The 20,655-nt window shown below is 64.2% G+C and carries 17 protein-coding genes; 16 read left to right on the top strand and 1 reads right to left on the bottom strand.

The genetic code is table 11. From position 1 onward, the window contains the following. Positions 1 to 142: 142 nt before the first annotated feature. The 4 genes from serS to IE125_RS11710 all read left to right on the top strand — a co-directional run bounded on the left by serS (position 143) and on the right by IE125_RS11710 (position 5,704). The gene (gene serS, locus IE125_RS11725) at positions 143 to 1,420 is read left to right on the top strand and encodes a serine--tRNA ligase (RefSeq protein ID WP_189444874.1); all 1,278 of its coding nucleotides are present in this window, start codon (positions 143 to 145) and stop codon (positions 1,418 to 1,420) included. Positions 1,421 to 1,988: 568 nt separating this feature from the next. After that, positions 1,989 to 2,831, top strand: coding sequence for a uroporphyrinogen-III C-methyltransferase (gene cobA / locus IE125_RS11720; RefSeq protein ID WP_229809110.1), 843 nt, complete (start codon positions 1,989 to 1,991; stop codon positions 2,829 to 2,831). A gap of 183 nt (positions 2,832 to 3,014) precedes the next feature. Next, positions 3,015 to 4,982 (top strand): putative nucleotidyltransferase substrate binding domain-containing protein, encoded by a 1,968-nt coding sequence (locus tag IE125_RS11715; RefSeq protein WP_189444873.1) that lies wholly within the window; start codon positions 3,015 to 3,017, stop codon positions 4,980 to 4,982. Further along, positions 4,979 to 5,704 carry a 3'-5' exonuclease gene (locus tag IE125_RS11710; RefSeq protein WP_189444872.1) on the top strand — a complete coding sequence of 242 codons (726 nt, stop codon included), beginning with the start codon at positions 4,979 to 4,981 and terminating at the stop codon, positions 5,702 to 5,704. The genes IE125_RS11715 and IE125_RS11710 overlap by 4 nt, the downstream gene beginning before the upstream one ends. Before the next feature lie 87 nt (positions 5,705 to 5,791). Here the strand turns inward: IE125_RS11710 and IE125_RS11705 are convergent, their stop codons facing one another. Then, the gene (locus IE125_RS11705; RefSeq protein WP_189444871.1) at positions 5,792 to 7,423 is read right to left on the bottom strand and encodes a BCCT family transporter; all 1,632 of its coding nucleotides are present in this window, start codon (positions 7,421 to 7,423) and stop codon (positions 5,792 to 5,794) included. Between the two features lie 357 nt (positions 7,424 to 7,780). Between IE125_RS11705 and IE125_RS11700 the strand changes: the two genes are divergently transcribed. The 12 genes from IE125_RS11700 to IE125_RS11645 all read left to right on the top strand — a co-directional run bounded on the left by IE125_RS11700 (position 7,781) and on the right by IE125_RS11645 (position 20,620). Next, positions 7,781 to 9,574, top strand: coding sequence for an acyl-CoA dehydrogenase C-terminal domain-containing protein (locus tag IE125_RS11700; RefSeq protein WP_189444870.1), 1,794 nt, complete (start codon positions 7,781 to 7,783; stop codon positions 9,572 to 9,574). 346 nt (positions 9,575 to 9,920) lie between these two features. Beyond that, a complete protein-coding gene (urtA, locus tag IE125_RS11695) occupies positions 9,921 to 11,228 on the top strand; it encodes an urea ABC transporter substrate-binding protein (RefSeq protein WP_189444869.1) in 1,308 nt (435 codons plus the stop codon). Positions 11,229 to 11,318: 90 nt separating this feature from the next. Beyond that, entirely contained in the window at positions 11,319 to 12,950 is a 1,632-nt protein-coding gene (gene urtB, locus IE125_RS11690) for an urea ABC transporter permease subunit UrtB (RefSeq protein WP_189444868.1), read from the top strand. Next, entirely contained in the window at positions 12,947 to 14,011 is a 1,065-nt protein-coding gene (gene urtC, locus IE125_RS11685; protein ID WP_189444867.1) for an urea ABC transporter permease subunit UrtC, read from the top strand. Before urtB ends, urtC begins: the two co-directional genes overlap by 4 nt. Continuing rightward, a complete protein-coding gene (gene urtD, locus IE125_RS11680) occupies positions 14,008 to 14,862 on the top strand; it encodes an urea ABC transporter ATP-binding protein UrtD (protein WP_189444866.1) in 855 nt (284 codons plus the stop codon). Before urtC ends, urtD begins: the two co-directional genes overlap by 4 nt. Continuing rightward, a complete protein-coding gene (urtE, locus tag IE125_RS11675; protein ID WP_189444865.1) occupies positions 14,862 to 15,557 on the top strand; it encodes an urea ABC transporter ATP-binding subunit UrtE in 696 nt (231 codons plus the stop codon). The genes urtD and urtE overlap by 1 nt, the downstream gene beginning before the upstream one ends. After that, the gene (locus tag IE125_RS11670) at positions 15,554 to 16,492 is read left to right on the top strand and encodes an urease accessory protein UreD (protein WP_189444864.1); all 939 of its coding nucleotides are present in this window, start codon (positions 15,554 to 15,556) and stop codon (positions 16,490 to 16,492) included. Before urtE ends, IE125_RS11670 begins: the two co-directional genes overlap by 4 nt. A gap of 193 nt (positions 16,493 to 16,685) precedes the next feature. After that, the gene (locus IE125_RS11665) at positions 16,686 to 16,988 is read left to right on the top strand and encodes an urease subunit gamma (RefSeq protein WP_189444863.1); all 303 of its coding nucleotides are present in this window, start codon (positions 16,686 to 16,688) and stop codon (positions 16,986 to 16,988) included. A gap of 197 nt (positions 16,989 to 17,185) precedes the next feature. Beyond that, complete coding sequence (locus IE125_RS11660) at positions 17,186 to 17,524, top strand: urease subunit beta (RefSeq protein ID WP_189444862.1); 339 nt, start codon at positions 17,186 to 17,188, stop codon at positions 17,522 to 17,524. Beyond that, positions 17,524 to 19,230 carry an urease subunit alpha gene (ureC, locus tag IE125_RS11655; protein ID WP_189444861.1) on the top strand — a complete coding sequence of 569 codons (1,707 nt, stop codon included), beginning with the start codon at positions 17,524 to 17,526 and terminating at the stop codon, positions 19,228 to 19,230. The genes IE125_RS11660 and ureC overlap by 1 nt, the downstream gene beginning before the upstream one ends. A 79-nt stretch (positions 19,231 to 19,309) precedes the next feature. Then, entirely contained in the window at positions 19,310 to 19,930 is a 621-nt protein-coding gene (gene ureE / locus IE125_RS11650) for an urease accessory protein UreE (protein ID WP_189444860.1), read from the top strand. 3 nt (positions 19,931 to 19,933) lie between these two features. Then, positions 19,934 to 20,620: an urease accessory protein UreF gene (locus IE125_RS11645; protein WP_189444859.1), complete on the top strand. Its 687-nt coding sequence runs from the start codon at positions 19,934 to 19,936 to the stop codon at positions 20,618 to 20,620. The last annotated feature ends 35 nt before the right edge of the window (positions 20,621 to 20,655 follow it).

The raw sequence follows: 20,655 nt of genomic DNA, 5'->3' as shown, positions 1-20,655 counted from the left end.
GCGCATGGTGCGGCTCGCGGCTTTTCCCTACAATACGGTTCCCTGCAACAAACGCCCCGGCATCGCTCGGTCGCTGCCGGCTCGCCGTCGGCACCTGCGCTGGTGCAGGCTATCGGTTCAACCTTCAACGGAAATCATCGTCATGCTCGACCCCAAGCTGTTGCGAAGCGATCCGCAGTTCGTCGCCCAACGCCTGGCCCTGCGGGGCTTCACGCTGGATATCGCGAAGCTCGAGTCGCTGGAGTCTCGTCGGCGCGAGCTGCAGACCCGTACCGAGCAGCTGCAGAACGAACGCAACGTGCGCTCCAAGGCGATCGGCAAGGCGAAGGCCTCCGGCGAGGACATCCAGCCGCTGCTCGACGAGGTCGGCAAGCTTGGCGACGATCTCGACGGCGCCAAACGTGAATTGGCCGACGTGCAAACAGCCTGGGACGAGCTGGTGACCGGCCTGCCGAATCTGCCGCATGCCGACGTACCGCAAGGCGCCGACGAAGATGACAACGTCGAACTGCACCGCTGGGGCACCCCGCGCGAGTTTGCTTTCGATGTGCGTGATCACGTCGATCTCGGCGCGCGTTTCGGCTATCTCGACTTCGAACTGGCGACCAAGCTGACCGGCTCGCGCTTCGCCGTGATGCGCGGCCCGATCGCGCGTCTTCACCGGGCGCTGGCACAGTTCATGCTCGACAAGCAGACCCTCGAGCACGGTTACGAAGAGTGCTATGTGCCATACATGGTCAACGGTGATTCGCTGATGGGCACCGGACAGCTGCCGAAGTTCGGCGAGGATCTGTTCAAGCTCGAGGACAGCGACTATTACCTGATTCCGACCGCCGAGGTTCCGCTGACCAATATCGTGCGTGACGAGATTCTCGAGCAGTCCGCGCTGCCTTTGAGGCTGACCGCTCATACGCCCTGCTTTCGCAGTGAGGCCGGCGCCTACGGTCGCGACACGCGGGGCATGATTCGTCAGCATCAGTTCGACAAGGTCGAGATGGTGCAGGTGGTCGACCCGGCGACCAGCTACGAGGCGTTGGAGGCGATGCGCGGTCACGCCGAGGCGATTCTGCAGGCGCTGGAACTCCCTTATCGGGTCGTCACGCTGTGCAGCGGCGACATGGGGGCCAGCGCGGCGAAGACCTACGATCTCGAGGTGTGGCTACCGAGCCAGAGCACCTATCGCGAGATCTCCTCGGTCTCCAACTGCGAGGACTTCCAGGCGCGGCGCATGCAGGCGCGATTCCGCACGCCTGAGCAGAAGAAGCCGCAGCTGGTGCACACACTCAACGGTTCGGGGCTGGCGGTCGGTCGCTGTCTGCTGGCGGTGATGGAAAACTTCCAGAATGAAGATGGCAGCATCGACGTGCCGAGCGCACTGCAGCCTTACATGGGTGGCATCGAGCGTATCAACGTCGAGTGAACCTCGCCGGGAACGCCGGATCATCGATAGCCAGCTCGACGCCTTCACTGCGGTTGCGGTGAAGGCGTCTTCGGTTATAACCGTGTGAAAAAGCGTTCCTTCGCCCTCGTCGGAGGGGCGTTTACAATGCGCTGATCGTTAAATGCCGGCAACCAGCGGCTTCATGCCCGGAAGCTGCCTGTTGCCGCGCCAACCGATGGTTCGAACCGTGACTCGATCTGCTCTTGAAACCCTGACACTGCAGTACGATCCCGAACAGCTTGACGTGCGTCTGATCGGCGGCGGCGCTGAGGCGCTGTCGCTGGCGCGCCGCTTCGTCGATCTGACGGACGCGCTGAGCGTTCACGCGGTGACGCCGATGCCAGGCCTGGTGGCACTCTGCGAGAATCAGCGGTGGCAGATTCGCGACGATCTACCAAAGCCGGCGGCGGGGCAGCTCTGGCTGGTGGCCAGCGGCGATATCGAGACCGATCGGCGCCTTGCCGAGTGGGCGCGTGAGGCGCGGGTCGCGGTCCACGTGCCGGCACATCCGGAACTCAGCAGCGTGCGTCTGCCGCCGCGGGTGACGGTGGCCGAACGCGAAACGCCGGTCGGGCGCTGGCGGCGTGGGCGGGTCGCGCTGGTCGGCGCCGGCCCCGGTGATCCGGAACTATTGACGTTGAAGGCGCTGAAGCGCCTGCAGCGGGCGGATGTGGTGATCCACGACCGGCTGGTGAGCGCCGAGATCCTGGCGCTCGCCAATCCCGAGGCCAGGCGGCTCTACGTCGGCAAGGCGCGTTCCCGGCACAGCGTGCCGCAGGAGGGCATCAACCAGGCCCTGGTCGACTGGGCGCGTGCCGGGCTGGATGTCGTGCGACTGAAAGGCGGCGATCCGTTCATCTTCGGGCGGGGCGGTGAAGAGCTGGAGGCGCTGGTCGAAGCCGGCATCGAGTTCGAGGTGGTGCCGGGGATCACCGCCGCCTCGGGCTGCGCCGCCTACGCCGGCGTGCCGTTGACCCATCGCGATCACGCCCAGTCGGTGCGCTTCGTGACCGGGCACCTCAAGAACGGCAGTTGCGACCTGGACTGGTCGACGCTAGCCGCTGGCGGCCAGACGCTCGTCTTCTACATGGGGCTCGGCGCGCTCGAGCTCATCCGCGCGGAGCTCATGGCACATGGCATGGCGTTTGATACGCCGCTGGCCCTGATCGAGCAGGGCACGACGGCGAATCAGCGGGTGCATCTGGGCTCGCTGCAGACGCTGCCGCCAAGTCTCGCGGAGAGGGCACCGCAACCGCCAACGCTGATCGTGGTCGGCAGCGTCGTGCGGCTGGCGGAAACGCTCGACTGGTTCCGCCCGACCGATAGCGGCAGCCTCGGCTGGGTGGAGGGCAAGCACCCGACGCCGTTACCCGAGGCGAACAGCGCCTGAGGTCGCCGCGCCCGGTCTTCGCTGACGTGTCTCGTTTCCTTTTTTTTTCATTTCGCTGTTCGCTTGTTTCTCGGGTCTATCTTTTCCCTAGTCTCTCGTTTCCTAGGTCTATCAAGCCGATAGGGCGATTGACGCCATTGCGCAGCGCCCCGGACAATGCCCCTTGGCGACGGGGAGGGACCCATGAACGTTGAGCAGCTGGATATTCGCGGCCACCTGGCGCAGTTCGCGCCCTTCGACAGCTTGCCCGACGAGCTGCTCGACCGTGTGGCCGGTGCGGTCGAGATTCGTTATTTCCAGGCCGGCAGCGAGCTGCTGGTCAAGGATCAGCCGATCGACTCGCTGTGGTACATCCGCAGCGGCGCCGTGGAGATGTATCAGCGCAGCGGCAGGCTCTTCAATCGGCTCGGCGAGGGCGATATCTTCGGTTACTCCGATCTGCTGCGTAACCGCCGCGTGCGCTATCCGGTCAATGCGATCGAGGACACGCTGATCTACTTCGTGCCAGCGGACGTCTTCGAGTCGATCTGCGACGAGGACGACACCTTCTCCGAGTTCGTCGACACCGGCGGGCGGCTCAAGGTCACGGTCGAGCAGCAGCGTGACGACAGCGGCCTGATGACCACGCGCGTGCGCAAGCTGATCACCCGTCAGCCGCAGATGGTGGAGTCCACGACGACGCTGCAGGCAGCGGCGCAACGCATGCGGGATGCCAACGCAACTTGCGTGCTGGTCGTCGACGTGACCGACACGCACTCGGCCTATACCTTTACCGGGCGCGACGGTCGCCACTGGCAGCTGACCGGCATTCTCACCGACCGCGATTTCTGCACCCGCGTGCTGGCCGAAGGGCTCTCGCCCGAGACGCCCGTGGGCGAGGTGATGTCGTCACGAGTCATCGTGATCCAGTCCGACGAGTCAGTCTACGAGGGCATGCTCTGCATGCTGCGCAATCAGGTGCATCATCTACCGGTGCTGCACCGCCGCCAGCCGATGGGCGTGCTGCACCTTTCCGATATCGTGCGCCACGAGACCCACAGCAGTCTCTTCCTGGTCAACAATATCTTCGTCCAGAACACGCCGGAGCAGCTCGCCAGACTCTCGACCGAGGTGCGAACCGGGTTCGTGCGCATGGTCGCCGACGGCGCCAATTCGGAGATGATCAGCCGAGCGCTTGCCACGATCGGGCGTGGATTCACCCAGCGCCTGCTCGAGCTGGCCGAGTCCCAGCTTGGGCCGGCGCCGATTCCCTACTGCTTCATGGTGCTCGGCTCCATGGCGCGAGAGGAGCCGACGATCAACGCCGACCAGGACAACGCTCTGGTCCTCGATGACAGCTACGACCCCGAGCGCCACGGCGAGTACTTCGAGGCCTTGGCGCACTTCGTCTGCGATGGCCTGAATGCCTGCGGCTATCCCTACTGCAAGGGTGACGTCATGGCGACCAATCCACGCTGGCGCAAGCCGCTCTCGGTGTGGAAGCGCTATTTTCTCGAGTGGATGGACGAGCCCAACGGCGAGCGTCTGCTGCACAGCTCGATCTTCTTCGATCTGGCACCGGTTCATGGCGAAGCACCGATGGTGGAAACGCTGCAGGATCTGATCGCCGAGACCGCGCCCCGGCGTCAGCTGTTTCTCGCGGCGCTGGCCCGCAACGCCAGAAATCGCACCCCACCGCTGGGATTCTTCCGCCAGTTCGTGATGGAGCAGGACGGCGAGCATCGCAAGTCGATCAACCTCAAGCGACGAGGAACGGCGCCGTTGACCGATCTCGTTCGCGTTCACGCGCTCGCCTGCGGGTCGAAGGCTCAGAATACTTTCGCCCGCCTGGACGATATCGCCGAGACCAAGCTGCTGGGGGAGGGCGTCAACGAGAAGTTACGCTACGCGTTCGAGTTTCTGTCGATGGTACGGATTCGTCATCAGGCCGAGGCGATCGAGCATGGAGCGGAGCCGGATAACGGCGTCGACCCGGAACATGTCGGCAGTCGCGACCGTCACCATCTCAAGGACGCGTTCGAGGCGATCAGCAACGCGCAGAAGTTTCTGTCGTTTCGCTACACCATGCCCGGCCGGAGCTCTTCATCGACCGGGTCGTCATCGAAAAGCGCTTCGTCACATGATGGTGCGACTCGCAAGGAAGGTCGATGAGGCTGCCGATGGCGAAGGCCAAACCTGATAACCCGGACTGGCCTGGGCATCTCTCCTCCCGAGCGACTCAGGCGCGGGACCCGCGACTGGCGGCCTTCTTTGCGGCGGGGACGCTCGATCCGTCGCTGCCCATCGGCGAGGCGCCGCTGGTGGCAATGGATTTCGAGACGACCGGGCTCGACGCGTCGCGTCACGATATCGTCAGCGTCGGCATCATGCCGTTCACGCTCTCGCGTATTCGGCCGGCGGACGGGCGCTACTGGGTGCTGGCACCGCGCCGTAGGCTCAGCGACGAGTCGGTCGCTTACCATCACATCACGCACGCCGAAGTCGCCGACGCGCCCGACTTTGCGGCGATCATCGACGAATTGCTCGAGCGTCTTTCGGGGCGGCTGGTGGTCGTCCATTATCGCCAGCTCGAGCGCACTTTCCTCGACGCGGCGATTCGCGAACGGCTCGGTGAAGGGCTTCTGTTCCCCATGCTCGACACGATGTCGCTGGAAGCGCGGATTCACCGCCAGTCCTGGTGGGCGCGTCTGCGCCGCTGGGCGGGCAGGCCGATGGCCTCCATTCGCCTGCACGAGAGCCGGCTGCGTTATCATTTGCCCGCCTACACCGGACACCATGCGCTGATCGACTCGCTGGCCACGGCGGAACTGGTGCAGGCGCAGATCCTGCACCATTACAGTTGGGAGACGCCGGTCGGCGAGCTGTGGCGTTAGGCATCTTCCCAGACGACAACTCCCCAGACGACAACGGGCAGCCCTGAGGCTGCCCGTTATCGTTACGGCGTCGATGTCGCGGGTGCGCTAGCCCTTGGGCTCGGAGCGCAGCCCCTGCACGATGGCGTAGCAGCCGACGAGCAGGATGACCGTGAACGGCAGCCCTGTCGCGATGACCGCTGCCTGCAGCGAGGTAAGACCACCCCCCAGCAGCAGGGCGATGGCGATGGCGCCCTCGATCAGTGCCCAGAACACACGCTGCGGCGTCGGTGCATCCACCTTGCCGCCGGCGGTGATCGAGTCGATCACCAGCGAACCGGAGTCCGAAGAGGTGATGAAGAACACCATGACCAGCACGATGCCCACGAACGAAGTGATCGTCGAGAGTGGCAGCTGACCGAGCATGGCGAAGAGCTGCAGTTCGACGGCGGCGTTCTTGGCACCTTCGTAGCCTTGATTGACCAGCTGATTGATGGCGGTGTCGCCGAAGGCGGTCATCCAGATGACCGAGACCACGGTCGGCACCAGCAGCACCGCAATCAAGAATTCACGCACGGTGCGGCCGCGGCTGACGCGCGCGATGAACATGCCGACGAACGGCGACCAGGAGATCCACCAGGCCCAGTAGAAGGCAGTCCAGCCGTGCATGAAGTTGGTGTCTTCGCGCCCGAACGGGTTGGACAGCGCCGGCAGATTCTTCAGATAGGAACCGAGGTTCTCGACGAAGCCGGTAGCGATCAGCAGCGTCGGGCCAACGAAGATCACGAACAGCAGCAGCAGGAAGGCCAGGCCCATGTTGAGCTGCGAGAGACGCTGCACGCCCTTGTCCACACCGAGCACCACCGAACCGAGGGCGATCAGCGTGATGGCGATGATCAGCACCACGATGGTGACGTCGTTGTTGGGGATGCCGAACAGATAGTTGAGACCGGCGGAGGCCTGCGAGGCGCCGAGCCCCAGCGAGGTCGCCAGACCGAACAGCGTCGCGAAGACGGCGAGAATGTCGATCACATGGCCCGGCCAGCCCCAGATCCGCTCACCCAGGATCGGGTAGAAGATCGAGCGCATGGTCAGCGGCAGGCCCTTGTTGAAGGAGAACAGAGCCAGCGACAGCGCGACGATGGCGTAGATGCCCCACGGGTGCAGACCCCAATGGAAGATCGTCGCCGCCATGGCCAGCGACTGCGAAGCCGCCTGATTGCCTTCGGCGCCGCCCAGCGGCGCCCAGGAGTCACCGGTAACGGATGTCCCGAAGTGCGTCAGGGGTTCATTGACCCCGTAGAACATCAGGCCGATACCCATGCCTGCGGCGAACAGCATCGCGAACCAGCCTGCGTAGCTGAAGTCGGGCTTGGCGTTCATCCCGCCCAGGCGAACCTTGCCCAGCGGGGTGAAGATCAGCACGACGGCGAGAATCACGAAGATGTTCGCCGCGAACAGGAACAGCCAGCTCAGATTGTCGGTCAGAAAGCTCTTGGCGCCGTTGAACAGCGGCCCCATCTGATCGGGCAGCGCCAGCGTGACGATCACGAAGAACAGCACGAGCAGCGACGAGATCGTGAAGACCTTGCCGTGCAGATCGACGCTGAAACCAAATTTATTGGTCTGAATATTGTCCTGCCCAATCACATAATCGGTATCGATGAGATTGGCGGGACCCTCCGGTGCCGGCACGCCTTCCTGTGGCGCATCCGGCTGTTTGTTGGTGTCTTGAGCCACTAGCCGTCTCCATTCTTCGGTGAATTGCTACCCCTACCGCCCCGCATTGCGCGAACGGCGGCGTTTCCCTTGTCTCTTGCTCTTGCGGGTCCAAGTGCGCCTTCAGTCTGGCTTACCAGCGCTAACACGCAAGTGGTCCCAATTATCCTGAATCAAGTTGCCACTTCCAACCGCCGTGACGATGACCCCTACGTGCAGGTCGTTTGAATGGATGATCGCCGGGGATTCGGGAGGCAGCGCCGGCGTGCCACCAGGCCGTGAATCGACCAAGGTCAGGCTGCCAACAGGTTCTCGCACTGGTTATAGTGAAGCACCATATTGAAACGAATGTTTGAAATCGACCGAGGGCAGCGCGTCATGACCGAATACCGGGCACCACTGGCAGAATTCCGCTTCGTGCAGACGCTCTTCGGTGCGGCCGACGACTGGGCGGCAAGGCCAGAAGAGGCGGCCCTCACGCCGGATCTGGTCGACGCCATTCTGGAAGAAGCCGGCCGGATCGTCAGCGCGGAGCTGACGCCGCTGAACCGCACGGGAGATGTCGAGGGGTGTCGATTCTCGGCCGGCGCCGTGACCACCCCGACGGGATTCAAGGCGGCGCTGGCCCAGCTGGCAGCCGGGGGCTGGTGTGGACTCGCCGGTAGCGTCGAGCAGGGTGGGCAGGGATTGCCACGGCTATTGACCCTGGCGGTCGACGAGATGCTGTTCGCCGCCAACACGAGTCTTGCGCTCTATCTTTCCCTCAATAACGGCGCGGCGCTGCTGCTGGAGAGCTGCGCCGATGAAGCGCTCAAGGCGCGATATCTCCCTCGGCTGCTGGCCGGCGAGTGGCTCGGCACCATGTGTCTGACGGAGCCCCACTGTGGCACCGACCTTGGCCTGATCAAGACGCGCGCGGTGCCCAACGACGACGGCAGCTATGCGATCACCGGCAGCAAGGTCTGGATTACCGGCGGCGAGCATGACCTGACCGAGAATATCCTCCACCTCGTGCTGGCCAAGCTGCCCGACGCGCCGGCGGGATCGCGGGGCATTTCACTGTTCGCCGTGCCCAAGCGCCACGTCGGGACCGATGGCATTCTCGGTGAGCCCAACGGCGTGGTCTGTGGCGGGCTCGAACACAAGATGGGGATCAAGGGCAGTGCCACCTGTGTCATGCACTTCGACAGCGCGCGTGGCGAGCTGATCGGCGCTCCCCACCAGGGATTGGCGGCGATGTTCACGATGATGAACGAGGAGCGTCTCTCCATCGGCCTCCAGGGGCTGGGGCTCGGCGAGGCCGCCTACCAGAATGCGATGGCTTTTGCCCGAGAGCGCCTGCAGAGCCGTGGACCGGGCGGTGCCGTCGCGCCGGAAAAGATCGCCGACCCGATCCTCGTGCACCCCGACGTGCGTCGAATGGCGCTGAATGTGCGGGCCTGGAACGAAGGAGGGCGCCTCTTCGCCGCCTTCATCGCCTGCGAGCTCGACCGTGCCCGATGGCATACGGACGCACACACCCGCACCCGGTCCGAGGAAGCCGTGGCCTTGCTGACGCCGGTGGCCAAGGCGTTTTTGACCGAACGGGGTTTCGAAGCCACGGTGGAAGCGCAGCAGCTTTTCGGGGGCAGCGGCTACTGCGTCGAATGGGGTGCCGAGCAGTTCGTTCGCGATGCGCGTATCGCGATGATCTACGAAGGCACCAATGGCATTCAGGCGATGGACCTGGTCGGTCGCAAGCTGGCGCGCGACGACGGCGCGATGCTGGGGCGTTTCATTCAGCGGATGCGAAACTCCCTTGCCGAGCCGGACTGCGCGGCGATCGACCCGCGCTATCGCGCGCAGCTCGAGCAGGAGCTGGCGCGACTCGAGCGCACGACGCAGCATCTTCTCCAGCGCGCGAAAGACGATCCCGCCGCGCTGGGCGCTGCCGCCCACGACACGCTCCAACTGCTGGCGCTGACGGTCTACGCCTGGCTCTGGGCTCGGGCCAGTCAGTCGGCGATGGCGGGTCTCGAGCAGGGCGGTGCGTTGGGCGAGGCGTTCTACCGCGAGAAACTGATCGTTGCCCGGCATTTCTTCGAACGCCAGCTACCCCGCTCGCTGGCCCTGGAGCGACAACTGGCGTCGGGCGCCGAGGGTCTGATGGCCATGCCGATTGAGGGATTTTAGCGTCAGCGCGTTGGGACGCTGGCCTGGCTGACGATGGCTTGCGCACCATCTTGATGCAAATCTCTTAAGTAGATGGTGTTTGATATTCAAAATGGTGCGAAATCGGCGTCGTCTTGGCCGAATCCTTTCGGCGGCGTCTGCTGTTCGCCAATGCCAGGATTTTTTTGCACCAAATTCAAGCGCAGATGCCCGCTTTTCCAAGACGATAGCCATCGCTTCTGTCTTTTTTGTATACAAGATTGATGGGCCAGCGTTTTAGGGCACGGAAAATGCATGGAGAATCTCGGTCGGGCACGCGGCTTGCGGCGTGCACCGATAACAAGACAGGGATCTTCAGGAGAACTCCATGACAACAACTTCCCTTCGCAAATTGATCATCGGTTCCAGTATTGCGCTCGGTATCGGTGCCTTCGGGCAGGTCGCTCAGGCCCAGGACGACGATCCGATCCGCGTCGGTATTCTGCATTCGCTCTCCGGCACCATGGCGATCAGCGAATCGACGCTCAAAGACGAAATGCTGATGCTCATCGACAAGCAGAACAAGGAGGGCGGTTTACTCGGCCGCAAGCTGGAGCCCGTCGTGATGGACCCGGCTTCCGACTGGTCGCTCTACGCCGAGCAGGCGCGTGACATGTTGACTGGCGACGACCATGTCGACGTCATCTTCGGCAACTGGACCTCGGCGTCGCGCAAGGCCGTGCTGCCGGTCGTCGAGGAGCTCAACGGACTGCTGTTCTACCCGGTGCAGTACGAAGGGGAAGAATCCTCCGAGAACATCTTCTATACCGGCGCCGCGCCCAACCAGCAGGCAATTCCGGCGGTCGATTATCTGATGAGTCAGGGCGTCGAGCGTTGGGCACTGCTGGGTACCGACTATGTCTATCCGCGGACGACCAACAAGATCCTCGAGGCCTATCTCAAGGAGCATGGCGTGGCGGACGAGGACATCATGGTCAATTACACGCCGTTCGGCTTCAGCGACTGGCAGTCGATCGTCTCGCAGGTCAAGGATTTCGGCAGCCAGGGCAAAAAGACCGCAGTGGTCTCGACCATCAACGGCGACGCCAACGTGCCGTTCTATACCGAACTGGCCAATCAGGGCGTCAAGGCCGCTGATATCCCGGTCGTTGCCTTCTCGGTCGGCGAGCAGGAGCTGACCGGTATCGACACGGCGCCGCTGGTCGGTCACCTGGCCGCCTGGAACTACTTCATGAGCGTCGATAGTGACGCCAACTACGACTTCATCGACGACTGGGTCGCCTATACCGGTAACCAGGATGCCGTGACCAACGACCCCATGGAAGCGCACTACATCGGCTTCAATATGTGGGTGCAGGCGGTCAAGAAGGCCGGCACCACGGACGTGGACGCGGTCAAGGATGCGATCATTGGCGTGACCGTGCCCAACCTCTCCGGCGGCGCTTCGACCATGATGCCCAACCATCACATCACCAAGCCGGTGATGATCGGCGAGATTCAGGACGATGGTCAGTTCAGCGTGGTCTGGCAGACGCCGGGCACGGTGGCCGGTGATGCCTGGTCGGACTATCTGCCGGAATCCAAGAACCTGATCAGTGACTGGCGCGCGCCGCTGCGCTGCGGAAAGCTCGACGTCGAGTCGATGACCTGCGAGGACGGCCCGGGCGCAGACTGATTCGCGACACGCCAGGACGAGGCGGCAGGACTCGCGGCGCAGCCGTCGCGAGTCCCTGTCGATGGAATCACGCAGCATGAGCGTCCCATCATGACCATGAATTCACCGACGGGCGGCCGCCGGCGCAGCCGTCCGCTTCTCGAGTGCCTGCTACTCTGTCTCATGCTCGCCTGGGGAGCGATCAGCGCCCCGGCGATGGCGGCGGTCGACGGCGGTCAGGCCCGCGCGCTGCTGCAGGCGCTCGATACCCGCGACTTTCAGGCTAAAGGAGAAGCGGCCCAAGCGATCGCCGATAGCCAGGCGGACCAGAAGACGCGCTGGCTGCAGGCGCTGCTTGACGGGCGGCTGGGCCGGGAGCGCCGCGGTAACACCTTCTATATCGTCACCGACGATAGCGGTCGCGAGTGGCCGATCGTCGATGCGATCACATTCGAAGATGCTGGCACCGGCTCTCGACGCACGGTCGACATCTTCAAGATCAATAACGACCTGCGCACGCAGCTGCAGGGCATCATTGCCTCGCTCTCTCTCGCCGATGGTGACGAGAGCGCGCGACTGGCGGCGGCGGACCGATTGATCGGCGATGTCAACGCCGACAACGTCGAGAGCGTGCGCGCTAGCCGCGAGCAGGAACAGAGCGCGACCGTTCGCGACCGGCTCGATGTCGCGCTGGCGCTCTACGGCGTACAGCAGGGTGACGCGACCGCGCTCGAGACACTGAAGGGCAATCTCGATACGCGTGTGCGCAATACGCTGACCACGGTTGCCGCGGCTGACGGTGAGCTTGCCAGCCAGGCTCGGCAGGTGCTCGACGGCATCGAAAGCAAACGCGCCTGGTACGATCGGGCCCAGACACTGTTCTTCGGCCTCAGTGCCGGTTCGATCCTGGTGCTGGCCGCCATCGGGCTGGCTATTACCTTCGGCGTCATGGGCGTGATCAACATGGCCCATGGCGAGCTGATCATGATCGGCGCCTACACCACCTGGCTGATCCAGCAGGCGCTGCCCGGTCAGCCGGGGCTGGCGCTCGCGCTGGCGATACCGGGGGGATTTCTGGTCGCCGGCGCGTTCGGTGTGCTGATCGAGCGCACGGTGATTCGCTTTCTCAAGGGGCGGCCGCTGGAGACGCTGCTGGCGACTTTCGGGCTGAGCCTGGTGCTGCAACAGCTGGTGCGCACCGTGTTCTCGCCGCTCAACCGTCGCGTGACCTCGCCAGATTGGCTGCAGGGCGCTTGGCAGATCAATGAGGCACTGTCGCTGACGCTCAATCGCTTCGGTGTGCTGATTTTCTGCCTGATCGTGTTCGCGGCGCTGTGGGCGCTGATGCGTTTCACCCGGCTCGGACTCGAAGTGCGTGCCGTCACTCAGAATCGGGCCATGGCTCGCGCCATGGGCGTTCGTGCGACGCGCGTCGACATGCTCACGTTCGGCCTTGGCGCCGGTGTGGCCGGGCTTGCTGGCGTGGCGCTCTCCCAGCTCACCAACGTCGGCCCCAATCTGGGGCAGAGCTATATCGTCGACTCTTTCCTGGTCGTCGTCTTCGGCGGCGTCGGCAACCTGTGGGGCACGCTGGTGGCCGGCATGTCGCTCGGCGTGATCAATCAGGTGCTGCAGCCTTGGGTCGGCGCGGTGCTGGCGAAGATCATCGTGCTGATCGGCGTGATTCTGTTCATCCAGAAGCGTCCGCAGGGCATCTTCGCGCCGAAAGGGAGAGTTTCATGAGCCTTTCATCCTTCGACCAGGGGCGGGATCGGTCGCGTCAGGCATTTCTCTCCCGCTCCACGCTGATCACCTCGGTCATTCTGATCGTCGGCATGGCCATGGTGCTCGTGCTGCACGCGCTTCCGGCATCCAGCGCGCTGCACGTCAGCAGTGCCACCGTGGCGCTGCTGGGAAAATACTTCACTTACATGCTGCTGGCGCTGGCGGTGGATCTGATCTGGGGTTACCTCGGCATTCTGAGTCTCGGGCATGGCGCGTTCTTTGCACTGGGCGGCTATGCCATGGGGCTCTATCTGAACGCGCAGACCTCGCCGCTGCCAGGCTGGCAGTCGATCATGACCTGGTTCCCGGTGGCGGCGCTGGCTATCGTGCTGGCGCCGGGGATCCTGGCGCTGGTTTTCGGCTGGCTGGCGTTTCGCTCGCGGGTGACCGGCGTCTACTTCTCGATCATTACCCAGGCGCTGACCTTTGCGCTGATGCTGGCGTTCAACCGCAACGAGATGGGCATGGGTGGCAGCACGGGGCTGACGCGTTTCTACGAGCTGCTCGGGTTTTCGCTGTCGAGCGACGGTATGACAGTGGCGCTGTTCGTCGCCTCCGGCGTGGCGGTACTGCTGGCGTTCTGGCTCTGCCGCGCCATCGTCGTCTCGAGACTGGGGCGCGTCAGCATGGCCACGCGGGATGCTGAGGCGCGGGTGCGTTTCATCGGCTACCGGGTCGATCACGTCAAGCTGGCACTCTTCGTGATGTCGGCGATGATCGCCGGGGTTGCCGGCGCACTTTACGTGCCGCAGGTCGGGATCATCAATCCGAGCACGTTCGCGCCGCTGTTCTCGATCGAGGTGGTGGTCTGGGTGGCGCTCGGCGGTCGCGCCACGCTCTACGGTGCGTTGCTCGGCGCACTGGTCGTGAACTATCTCAAGACGGTGCTCACCGGCGTCGTGCCGGATGCGTGGCTGTTCATCCTCGGCGGGCTTTTCGTGCTGGTCACGATGGCGCTACCCCAGGGCGTCGCCGGGCTGCTGTCGCGCTGGCGCCATCGCCAGGAGGCCAGCGCATGACGACATTCAATCGGCGCCTCGAAAGGCTGCGCGAGTTCGCGCGGCCGGATCAGGTCTTCGGATTCATGTCGCCGGCGCAGTCGCCGGTCGATGTTCGCCACGGGCCGATTCTCTATCTGGAGGACGTCAGCGTCAGCTTCGATGGCTTTCAGGCGATCAATCGGCTCAACCTGACGATCGACGATGGCGAGTTGCGCTGCATCATCGGTCCCAACGGTGCCGGCAAGACGACGATGATGGATATCATTACCGGAAAGACGCGACCCGACAGCGGGAAGGTCTGGTTCGGTAGCCGCCATGATCTGCTGACCATGGATGAGCCGCAGATCGCCAATCTGGGCATCGGGCGCAAGTTCCAGAAGCCGACCGTGTTCGAGGCGCTCGACGTCATCGAGAATCTCGAACTCGCAATGGCCGGTGATCGCGGCGTCTGGAAGACGCTGCTGGCCAGCCTTGACCAAGAGGGACGATCGCGCATCGAGGAGGTGCTCGAGACGATCGGCCTGACCGCAGAGCGCCACCGGCTCGCGGGGGTGCTCTCGCACGGCCAGAAGCAGTGGCTCGAGATCGGCATGCTGCTGATGCAGCGGCCAAGACTCCTGCTGGTCGACGAGCCCGTGGCCGGCATGACCGAACCGGAGATGCACCGCACTGCCGAGCTGCTGACTCGGCTCGCCGGCCAGCAGTCGGTGGTGGTGGTCGAGCACGATATGGGCTTCGTGCGCTCGATCGCGCGTCGGGTCACGGTGCTCCATCAGGGCAGCGTGCTGGCCGAGGGCTGCATGGACGAGGTCGCGAGCGACCCGCGTGTGGTCGAGGTCTATCTGGGCGGTGATGAGGAGTCTGCCTGATGTTGAGCGTGGAGAAACTCGACCAGTATTACGGCGAGAGCCATATCCTTCGGGATCTGTCGCTGGAGGTACCAGCCGGTCGCTGTACCTGCGTGATGGGGCGCAACGGCGTCGGCAAGACGACGCTATTGAAGACGATCATGGGCGAGGTCGGCGCCCGCGCCGGCGAGATCCGTTTCGATGGCCAGGCGCTGCTCAAGCAGCGGCCGGAAGCGCGTGCCGGTCTCGGCATCGGCTACGTGCCGCAGGGTCGACAGATATTCGCCACGCTGAGCGTGGAAGAGAACCTGCGCATCGGCCTGCCGGCGCGCCGGGATCGGGTGCGGCGCATCCCCGAGCGGATCTATGAGCTGTTTCCGGTACTCAGGGAGATGCGCTATCGTCGAGGCGGCGATCTCTCCGGCGGTCAGCAGCAGCAGCTGGCGATCGGTCGCGCGCTGGTGCTCGATCCGCGCCTGCTGATTCTCGACGAGCCCGGCGAGGGCATTCAGCCGAACATCGTCGCCCAGATCGGCGAGGTCATCCGACGGTTGAACCGCGAGGATGGCCTGACGGTGCTGCTGGTCGAGCAGAAATTGCCGTTCGCGCGGAAATACGCGGACAATTTCGCCATCATGGACCGCGGTCAGAAAGTGGCCGAGGGCGACATCAGTGAATTGAGCGACGATTTGATCAAAAGACATCTCACCGTATGACCGCCGACCCCTCACGTGACTGCCAAGCCCCTGCCGGTGGCTCCGGACATCGGTTCGATGCCGAGCGCCGCTGGGATGCCTCGATGTCGCTCGGGTTTGCGGCTGACTGGAACGCCAGCGCGGCCGGGCGAACGCGCATGATTCGTGCTCGCCATCACGGCCCGCTGCGGGTTCAGCGACCTTTCTATCCCGAAACATCGCATCGCCATCCCGGGACGATGGCGGCACTCGGCGAGCCCTGCCACGTCTATCTGCTGCACCCGCCAGGTGGCCTGGTAAGCGGCGATCGACTGGGTATCGAGGTCGGTGTGGAGCGTGGTGCCCACGCGCTGCTGACCACGCCAGCGGCGACGAAGCTCTATCGCGCCGATAGCCATGGTGTCGCCTGGTCCCAGACCAATCGGCTACGCGTTGCCGATGGCGGATTGCTCGAGTGGCTGCCGCAGGAGACGATCGCGTTCGATGGTTCTCGCGGGCTGCAGCGGACCGAGGTCGAGCTCGAGGGTAGCGCGCGCTGCCTTGGCTGGGAGCTGATGGCGCTGGGCCGGCCGGCGAGCCATCTGCCCTTTGCGAGCGGGCGCATCGAGCAGCGCTTCCGGCTCGTTCGCGATGGTCGCCCGCTGTGGATGGAGCGTCAGCCGTTGGATCCGACGCACCCGCGTTTCGTCGGCCGTTGGGGGCAGGGCGGCGCCTCGGTTCAGGCAACGCTGTGGGCGGTTGGCCTGGCCGACCTGCATGAGGCGGTCGAAGCGGTACGCGGTGCGTTACCGGCGTCGGCGCGTTGGGCGGTGACCCAGCGCCACGACGTGCTGCTGCTGCGCTATCTGGGCGTCTCGCGCAACGAAGCCTGGGACCTTTGTAGTGCCGCCTGGCAAGTGTTGCGACCGCGGATGGCAGGGCGCGACGCCTGCGAACCCCGGATCTGGCGGACATGAGCTCTATCTTCTGTTGCGCCGCTTTTTACAGCGCCGCTTTTTATGACGCCCCGGGACCGGCGCTTCGAAACCGGCGCTCGGCTTTTTACAGCGCCCCGAAGCCGGCGCATCATTGCCAGACTCGAAGCTCGAAGCTGCTATCTACCGCGCCCCGAAGCCGGCGCTTTCGCAGCTCAACGAACAGGATGACGATATGGAACTGACACCGAGAGACAAGGACAAGCTGTTGCTGTTCAGTGCCGCGCAGCTCGCCGAAAGGCGAAAGGCGCGGGGCTTGAAGCTCAACTATCCCGAGGCGATGGCGTTGATCAGCTTCGAGATTCTGGAGGGGGCGCGCGATGGCAGGAGCGTGGCCGATCTGATGGGCTACGGCCGCGAGATTCTGGGGCGCGACGATGTGATGGATGGCGTGGCCGAGATGATCCATGAAGTCCAAGTCGAAGCGACATTCCCGGACGGGACGAAGCTGGTCACGGTTCACGACCCCATCGTCTGACGCGGCTGCGCTCGGTCAGGCGGTGTTGGCTACGCTTTCGAAAAATGCTCACTGGCTGAAGCCAACTGCGCTTTTTCGAAGCTTGCCGCCTACCCTGACATTCGCTTGCAGCGCGTCAGATTGCGGTTCTTGCGCGTGGCCGCGTTCACAGCAAAAGCGCTCTCTAAGCGACGAACAATCGACAACAAGGGAAAACGATGATTCCCGGTGAAATGCAGATTCAGGATGGTGAGATCGAGCTCAACGTCGGTCGCGAGCCGATAGTGATCGAGGTCGGCAATACCGGCGATCGGCCGATCCAGGTCGGCTCGCATTATCACTTCGCCGAGACCAATCCGGCGCTGACTTTCGATCGCGCCGCGGCGCGTGGCTATCGACTCGACGTGCCGGCAGGCTCGGCGATCCGCTTCGAGCCGGGGCAGACGCGTGAGGTGACGCTGGTGCCCTTCGTCGGCGAACGGCGTATCTACGGCTTTCGTGGTGACGTCATGGGCTTGCTGGATGGCGCTGGCGGCGGCAACGGGGGGGCCAACTGATGGTGAAAATCACCCGACAGGCGTATGCCGACATGTACGGCCCGACCGTTGGCGATCGCGTGCGTCTCGGCGATACCGAGCTTTGGCTTCAGGTCGAGAGCGATGCCACTGTCTATGGCGACGAAGTGAAGTTCGGCGGTGGCAAGGTCATTCGCGATGGCATGGGGCAGAGCCAGCGAGTCGACGCAAGCGTCATGGATACGGTGATCACCAACGCGCTGATCCTCGATTGGTGGGGTGTGGTCAAGGCGGATGTCGGCCTGCAGCAAGGCCGGATCGCGGCCATCGGCAAGGCGGGCAATCCTGACGTGCAGCCCGGCGTCGACATCGTCATCGGGCCGGGCACGGAGATCATTGCTGGCGAGGGCAAGATCCTTACGGCGGGCGGCATCGATGCGCACATCCATTTCATCTGCCCGCAGCAGGTCGAGGAAGCGCTGATGAGCGGCGTGACCACGATGCTTGGCGGCGGCACGGGGCCGGCAACCGGTACCAATGCCACCACCTGTACGCCGGGTGAGTGGCACATGGGGAAGATGCTGCAGGCGATCGATACCCTGCCGATGAATATCGGCCTGCTCGGCAAGGGCAATGCCAGCCTGCCCGAGGCGCTGGAAGCGCAGATCGTCGCCGGGGCCATCGGGCTCAAGCTGCACGAGGATTGGGGCACGACGCCGGCATCGATCGACAACTGCCTTAGCGTGGCCGAGCGCTACGACATCCAGGTGGCGATCCATACCGATACGCTCAATGAATCCGGCTTCGTCGAGGATACGATCGCGGCGTTCAAGGAGCGTGGCATTCACACCTACCACACGGAAGGGGCGGGCGGTGGTCATGCGCCGGATATCATCACGGCGTGTTCCAAGGATTACGTGCTGCCGTCCTCGACCAACCCGACCCGGCCCTACACCGTCAACACCATCGACGAGCATCTCGACATGCTGATGGTGTGTCACCACCTCGACCCGAACATCCCGGAAGACGTGGCGTTTGCCGACTCGCGCATTCGCCGCGAGACCATCGCGGCCGAGGATATTCTGCACGACATGGGCGTGATCTCGATGATCTCCTCGGACTCCCAGGCGATGGGGCGGGTCGGCGAGGTGGTCTGCCGCACCTGGCAGACCGCCCACAAGATGAAAGTCCAGCGAGGGCTACTCCCGGAGGACGAGGCGCTGGGGGCCGATAACTTCCGCGCCCGTCGTTATATCGCCAAATACACGATCAACCCCGCGCTGACCCATGGTATCGCTCACGAGGTGGGCTCTATCGAAGTCGGCAAGCTGGCGGACCTGGTGCTTTGGGACCCGGCCTTCTTCGGCGTCAAGCCGGCACTGATCGTCAAGGGCGGCATGATCGCGGCGGCGCCGATGGGCGACGCCAATGCATCCATCCCCACACCGCAACCGGTTCACTACCGACCGATGTTTGGCGCCCTCGGCAAGGCGGCAAGCGCGACGCGGCTCACCTTCGTCAGTCAGGCGGCGCTGGCTGCCGGCGTCAAGGAGAAGCTCGGGTTGGACAGTCCGCTTTCTGCGGTGACGAACGTGCGCGGCGTGCGCAAAGGCGACATGAAGCTCAACGATGCCTGCCCGCATCTGGAAGTCGACCCGCAGACCTACGAAGTGCGGGCCGACGGCGAGCTGCTGACCTGCGAGCCTGCGACCGAATTGCCGTTGGCCCAGCGCTATCATCTGTTTTGAGCCACGAGCCACGAGCCACGAGCCACGAGCCACGAGCCACGAGCCACGAGCCACGCGTAGGCGTCAAGAGGATTGAATGATGTTGAAATTTACCCAGCGCCTCGAGGCGACCTCCGACGCGGTCGCCAGCGATAGCGTAACGCTGCCGTTCGAGCTGCGCTGTCGCGGGCGCCTCAAGGCGACCAGCGATAGCGGTCGCGAGATCGGCCTGTTTCTGGACCGGGGGCCGGTTCTGCGCGATGGCGCCCTGCTGCGCGGTGAAGGAGGCGAGGTGATCGAGGTGCGTGCGGCGGCCGAGTCCGTCGCGACGGCGCGAATTTCGGGCCAGCTCGAGTTGGCGAGGCTCTGCTATCACCTGGGCAACCGCCATGTTCAGCTCGCCATCGGCGTCGAAGGGGACGAAGGTTGGGTGCGGTTCCCGCCGGATCACGTGCTCGAGTCATTGGCACAGCGCCTGGGTGCCACGCTAGAGCATCATCTGGCGCCGTTCGACCCGGAACCGGGTGCCTATTCAGAAGTGGGCGGGTACCATCATGGTCATCACCACGGCCATGATCACCACGGCCATGATCACCACGCCGATCCACGTCAGGCTCATGGCCTCGAGCCGAACGTCGACCGCGTCGCCGAACCGAACGGTCGAGTCTATGACTTTCAGCACCATCATGCGCATCGCCACGGGCATGATCATGAGCACTGAGCAATGACGGGTGCGCGCACCGGAGATCCGCTGGCGCTGATGGGCTTGATGCAGCTGGTGAGCCCGGCGCTGCCGATCGGGGCCTTCGCCTGGTCTCAGGGGCTCGAAAGCGCATTCGAGCTCGGTTGGGTTCACGATGAGGAGAGCCTCGGAGAGTGGCTGTTAGGTGTGCTCGACGATGGCCTGACCCGCTGCGAGCTGCCGGTGATGGGGCGACAGCAGGCGGCCTGGCAGCGCGGTGACGGCGATGCGCTGCGGTTCTGGAACGATTGGCTGAAGGCCAACCGGGAAACCCGGGAGCTGGCCGAGGAAGATCTGCGGCTGGGACAGGCGTTGGAGCGCTTGTTGAGCGACCTGGCGCTGGCGCCTCCGAAACGACTGATTCCCGACGGTCCGACCTACGTGACCCTGTTCGCCTGGACCGCCGAGCGGCGCGGGATCGCCTGTGCCGACGCCCAGCTCGGTTTCGCCTGGGCCTGGCTCGAAAATCAGCTGGCGACGGCGTGCAAGGCCTTGCCGCTAGGGCAGACGGCGGCGCAGCGCTTGATCGAACGACTGCGTCCGGCGCTGGCAGCGGCGGTCGAGCAGGCCAATGCGCTCGAGGACGCCGAACTCGGGCCGGCACTGCCCGGGCTGGCGCTGGCGAGCGCACTTCACGAAACACAGTACTCGCGCCTGTTCAGAAGTTGAATGTCTGGCGCGACGATGCCCTCGTCAGCGTCCGA

Origin of the sequence: Salinicola rhizosphaerae, from assembly GCF_014652715.1 — a bacterium.
Lineage (GTDB): Bacteria > Pseudomonadota > Gammaproteobacteria > Pseudomonadales > Halomonadaceae > Salinicola > Salinicola rhizosphaerae.
Note: the sequence above shows the minus strand (reverse complement) of the source record. Positions and strands in the feature narration are given on the sequence as shown.

Excerpts from the sequence above, each read along its gene's own strand:
- serS (WP_189444874.1), top strand. The coding sequence starts at position 143 with ATGCTCGACCCCAAGCTGTTGCGAAGCGATCCGCAGTTCGTCGCCCAA.
- IE125_RS11715 (WP_189444873.1), top strand. The coding sequence starts at position 3,015 with ATGAACGTTGAGCAGCTGGATATTCGCGGCCACCTGGCGCAGTTCGCG.
- IE125_RS11710 (WP_189444872.1), top strand. The coding sequence starts at position 4,979 with ATGAGGCTGCCGATGGCGAAGGCCAAACCTGATAACCCGGACTGGCCT.
- IE125_RS11700 (WP_189444870.1), top strand. The coding sequence starts at position 7,781 with ATGACCGAATACCGGGCACCACTGGCAGAATTCCGCTTCGTGCAGACG.
- urtA (WP_189444869.1), top strand. The coding sequence starts at position 9,921 with ATGACAACAACTTCCCTTCGCAAATTGATCATCGGTTCCAGTATTGCG.
- urtB (WP_189444868.1), top strand. The coding sequence starts at position 11,319 with ATGACCATGAATTCACCGACGGGCGGCCGCCGGCGCAGCCGTCCGCTT.
- urtC (WP_189444867.1), top strand. The coding sequence starts at position 12,947 with ATGAGCCTTTCATCCTTCGACCAGGGGCGGGATCGGTCGCGTCAGGCA.
- urtD (WP_189444866.1), top strand. The coding sequence starts at position 14,008 with ATGACGACATTCAATCGGCGCCTCGAAAGGCTGCGCGAGTTCGCGCGG.
- urtE (WP_189444865.1), top strand. The coding sequence starts at position 14,862 with ATGTTGAGCGTGGAGAAACTCGACCAGTATTACGGCGAGAGCCATATC.
- IE125_RS11670 (WP_189444864.1), top strand. The coding sequence starts at position 15,554 with ATGACCGCCGACCCCTCACGTGACTGCCAAGCCCCTGCCGGTGGCTCC.
- IE125_RS11665 (WP_189444863.1), top strand. The coding sequence starts at position 16,686 with ATGGAACTGACACCGAGAGACAAGGACAAGCTGTTGCTGTTCAGTGCC.
- IE125_RS11660 (WP_189444862.1), top strand. The coding sequence starts at position 17,186 with ATGATTCCCGGTGAAATGCAGATTCAGGATGGTGAGATCGAGCTCAAC.
- ureC (WP_189444861.1), top strand. The coding sequence starts at position 17,524 with ATGGTGAAAATCACCCGACAGGCGTATGCCGACATGTACGGCCCGACC.
- ureE (WP_189444860.1), top strand. The coding sequence starts at position 19,310 with ATGTTGAAATTTACCCAGCGCCTCGAGGCGACCTCCGACGCGGTCGCC.
- IE125_RS11645 (WP_189444859.1), top strand. The coding sequence starts at position 19,934 with ATGACGGGTGCGCGCACCGGAGATCCGCTGGCGCTGATGGGCTTGATG.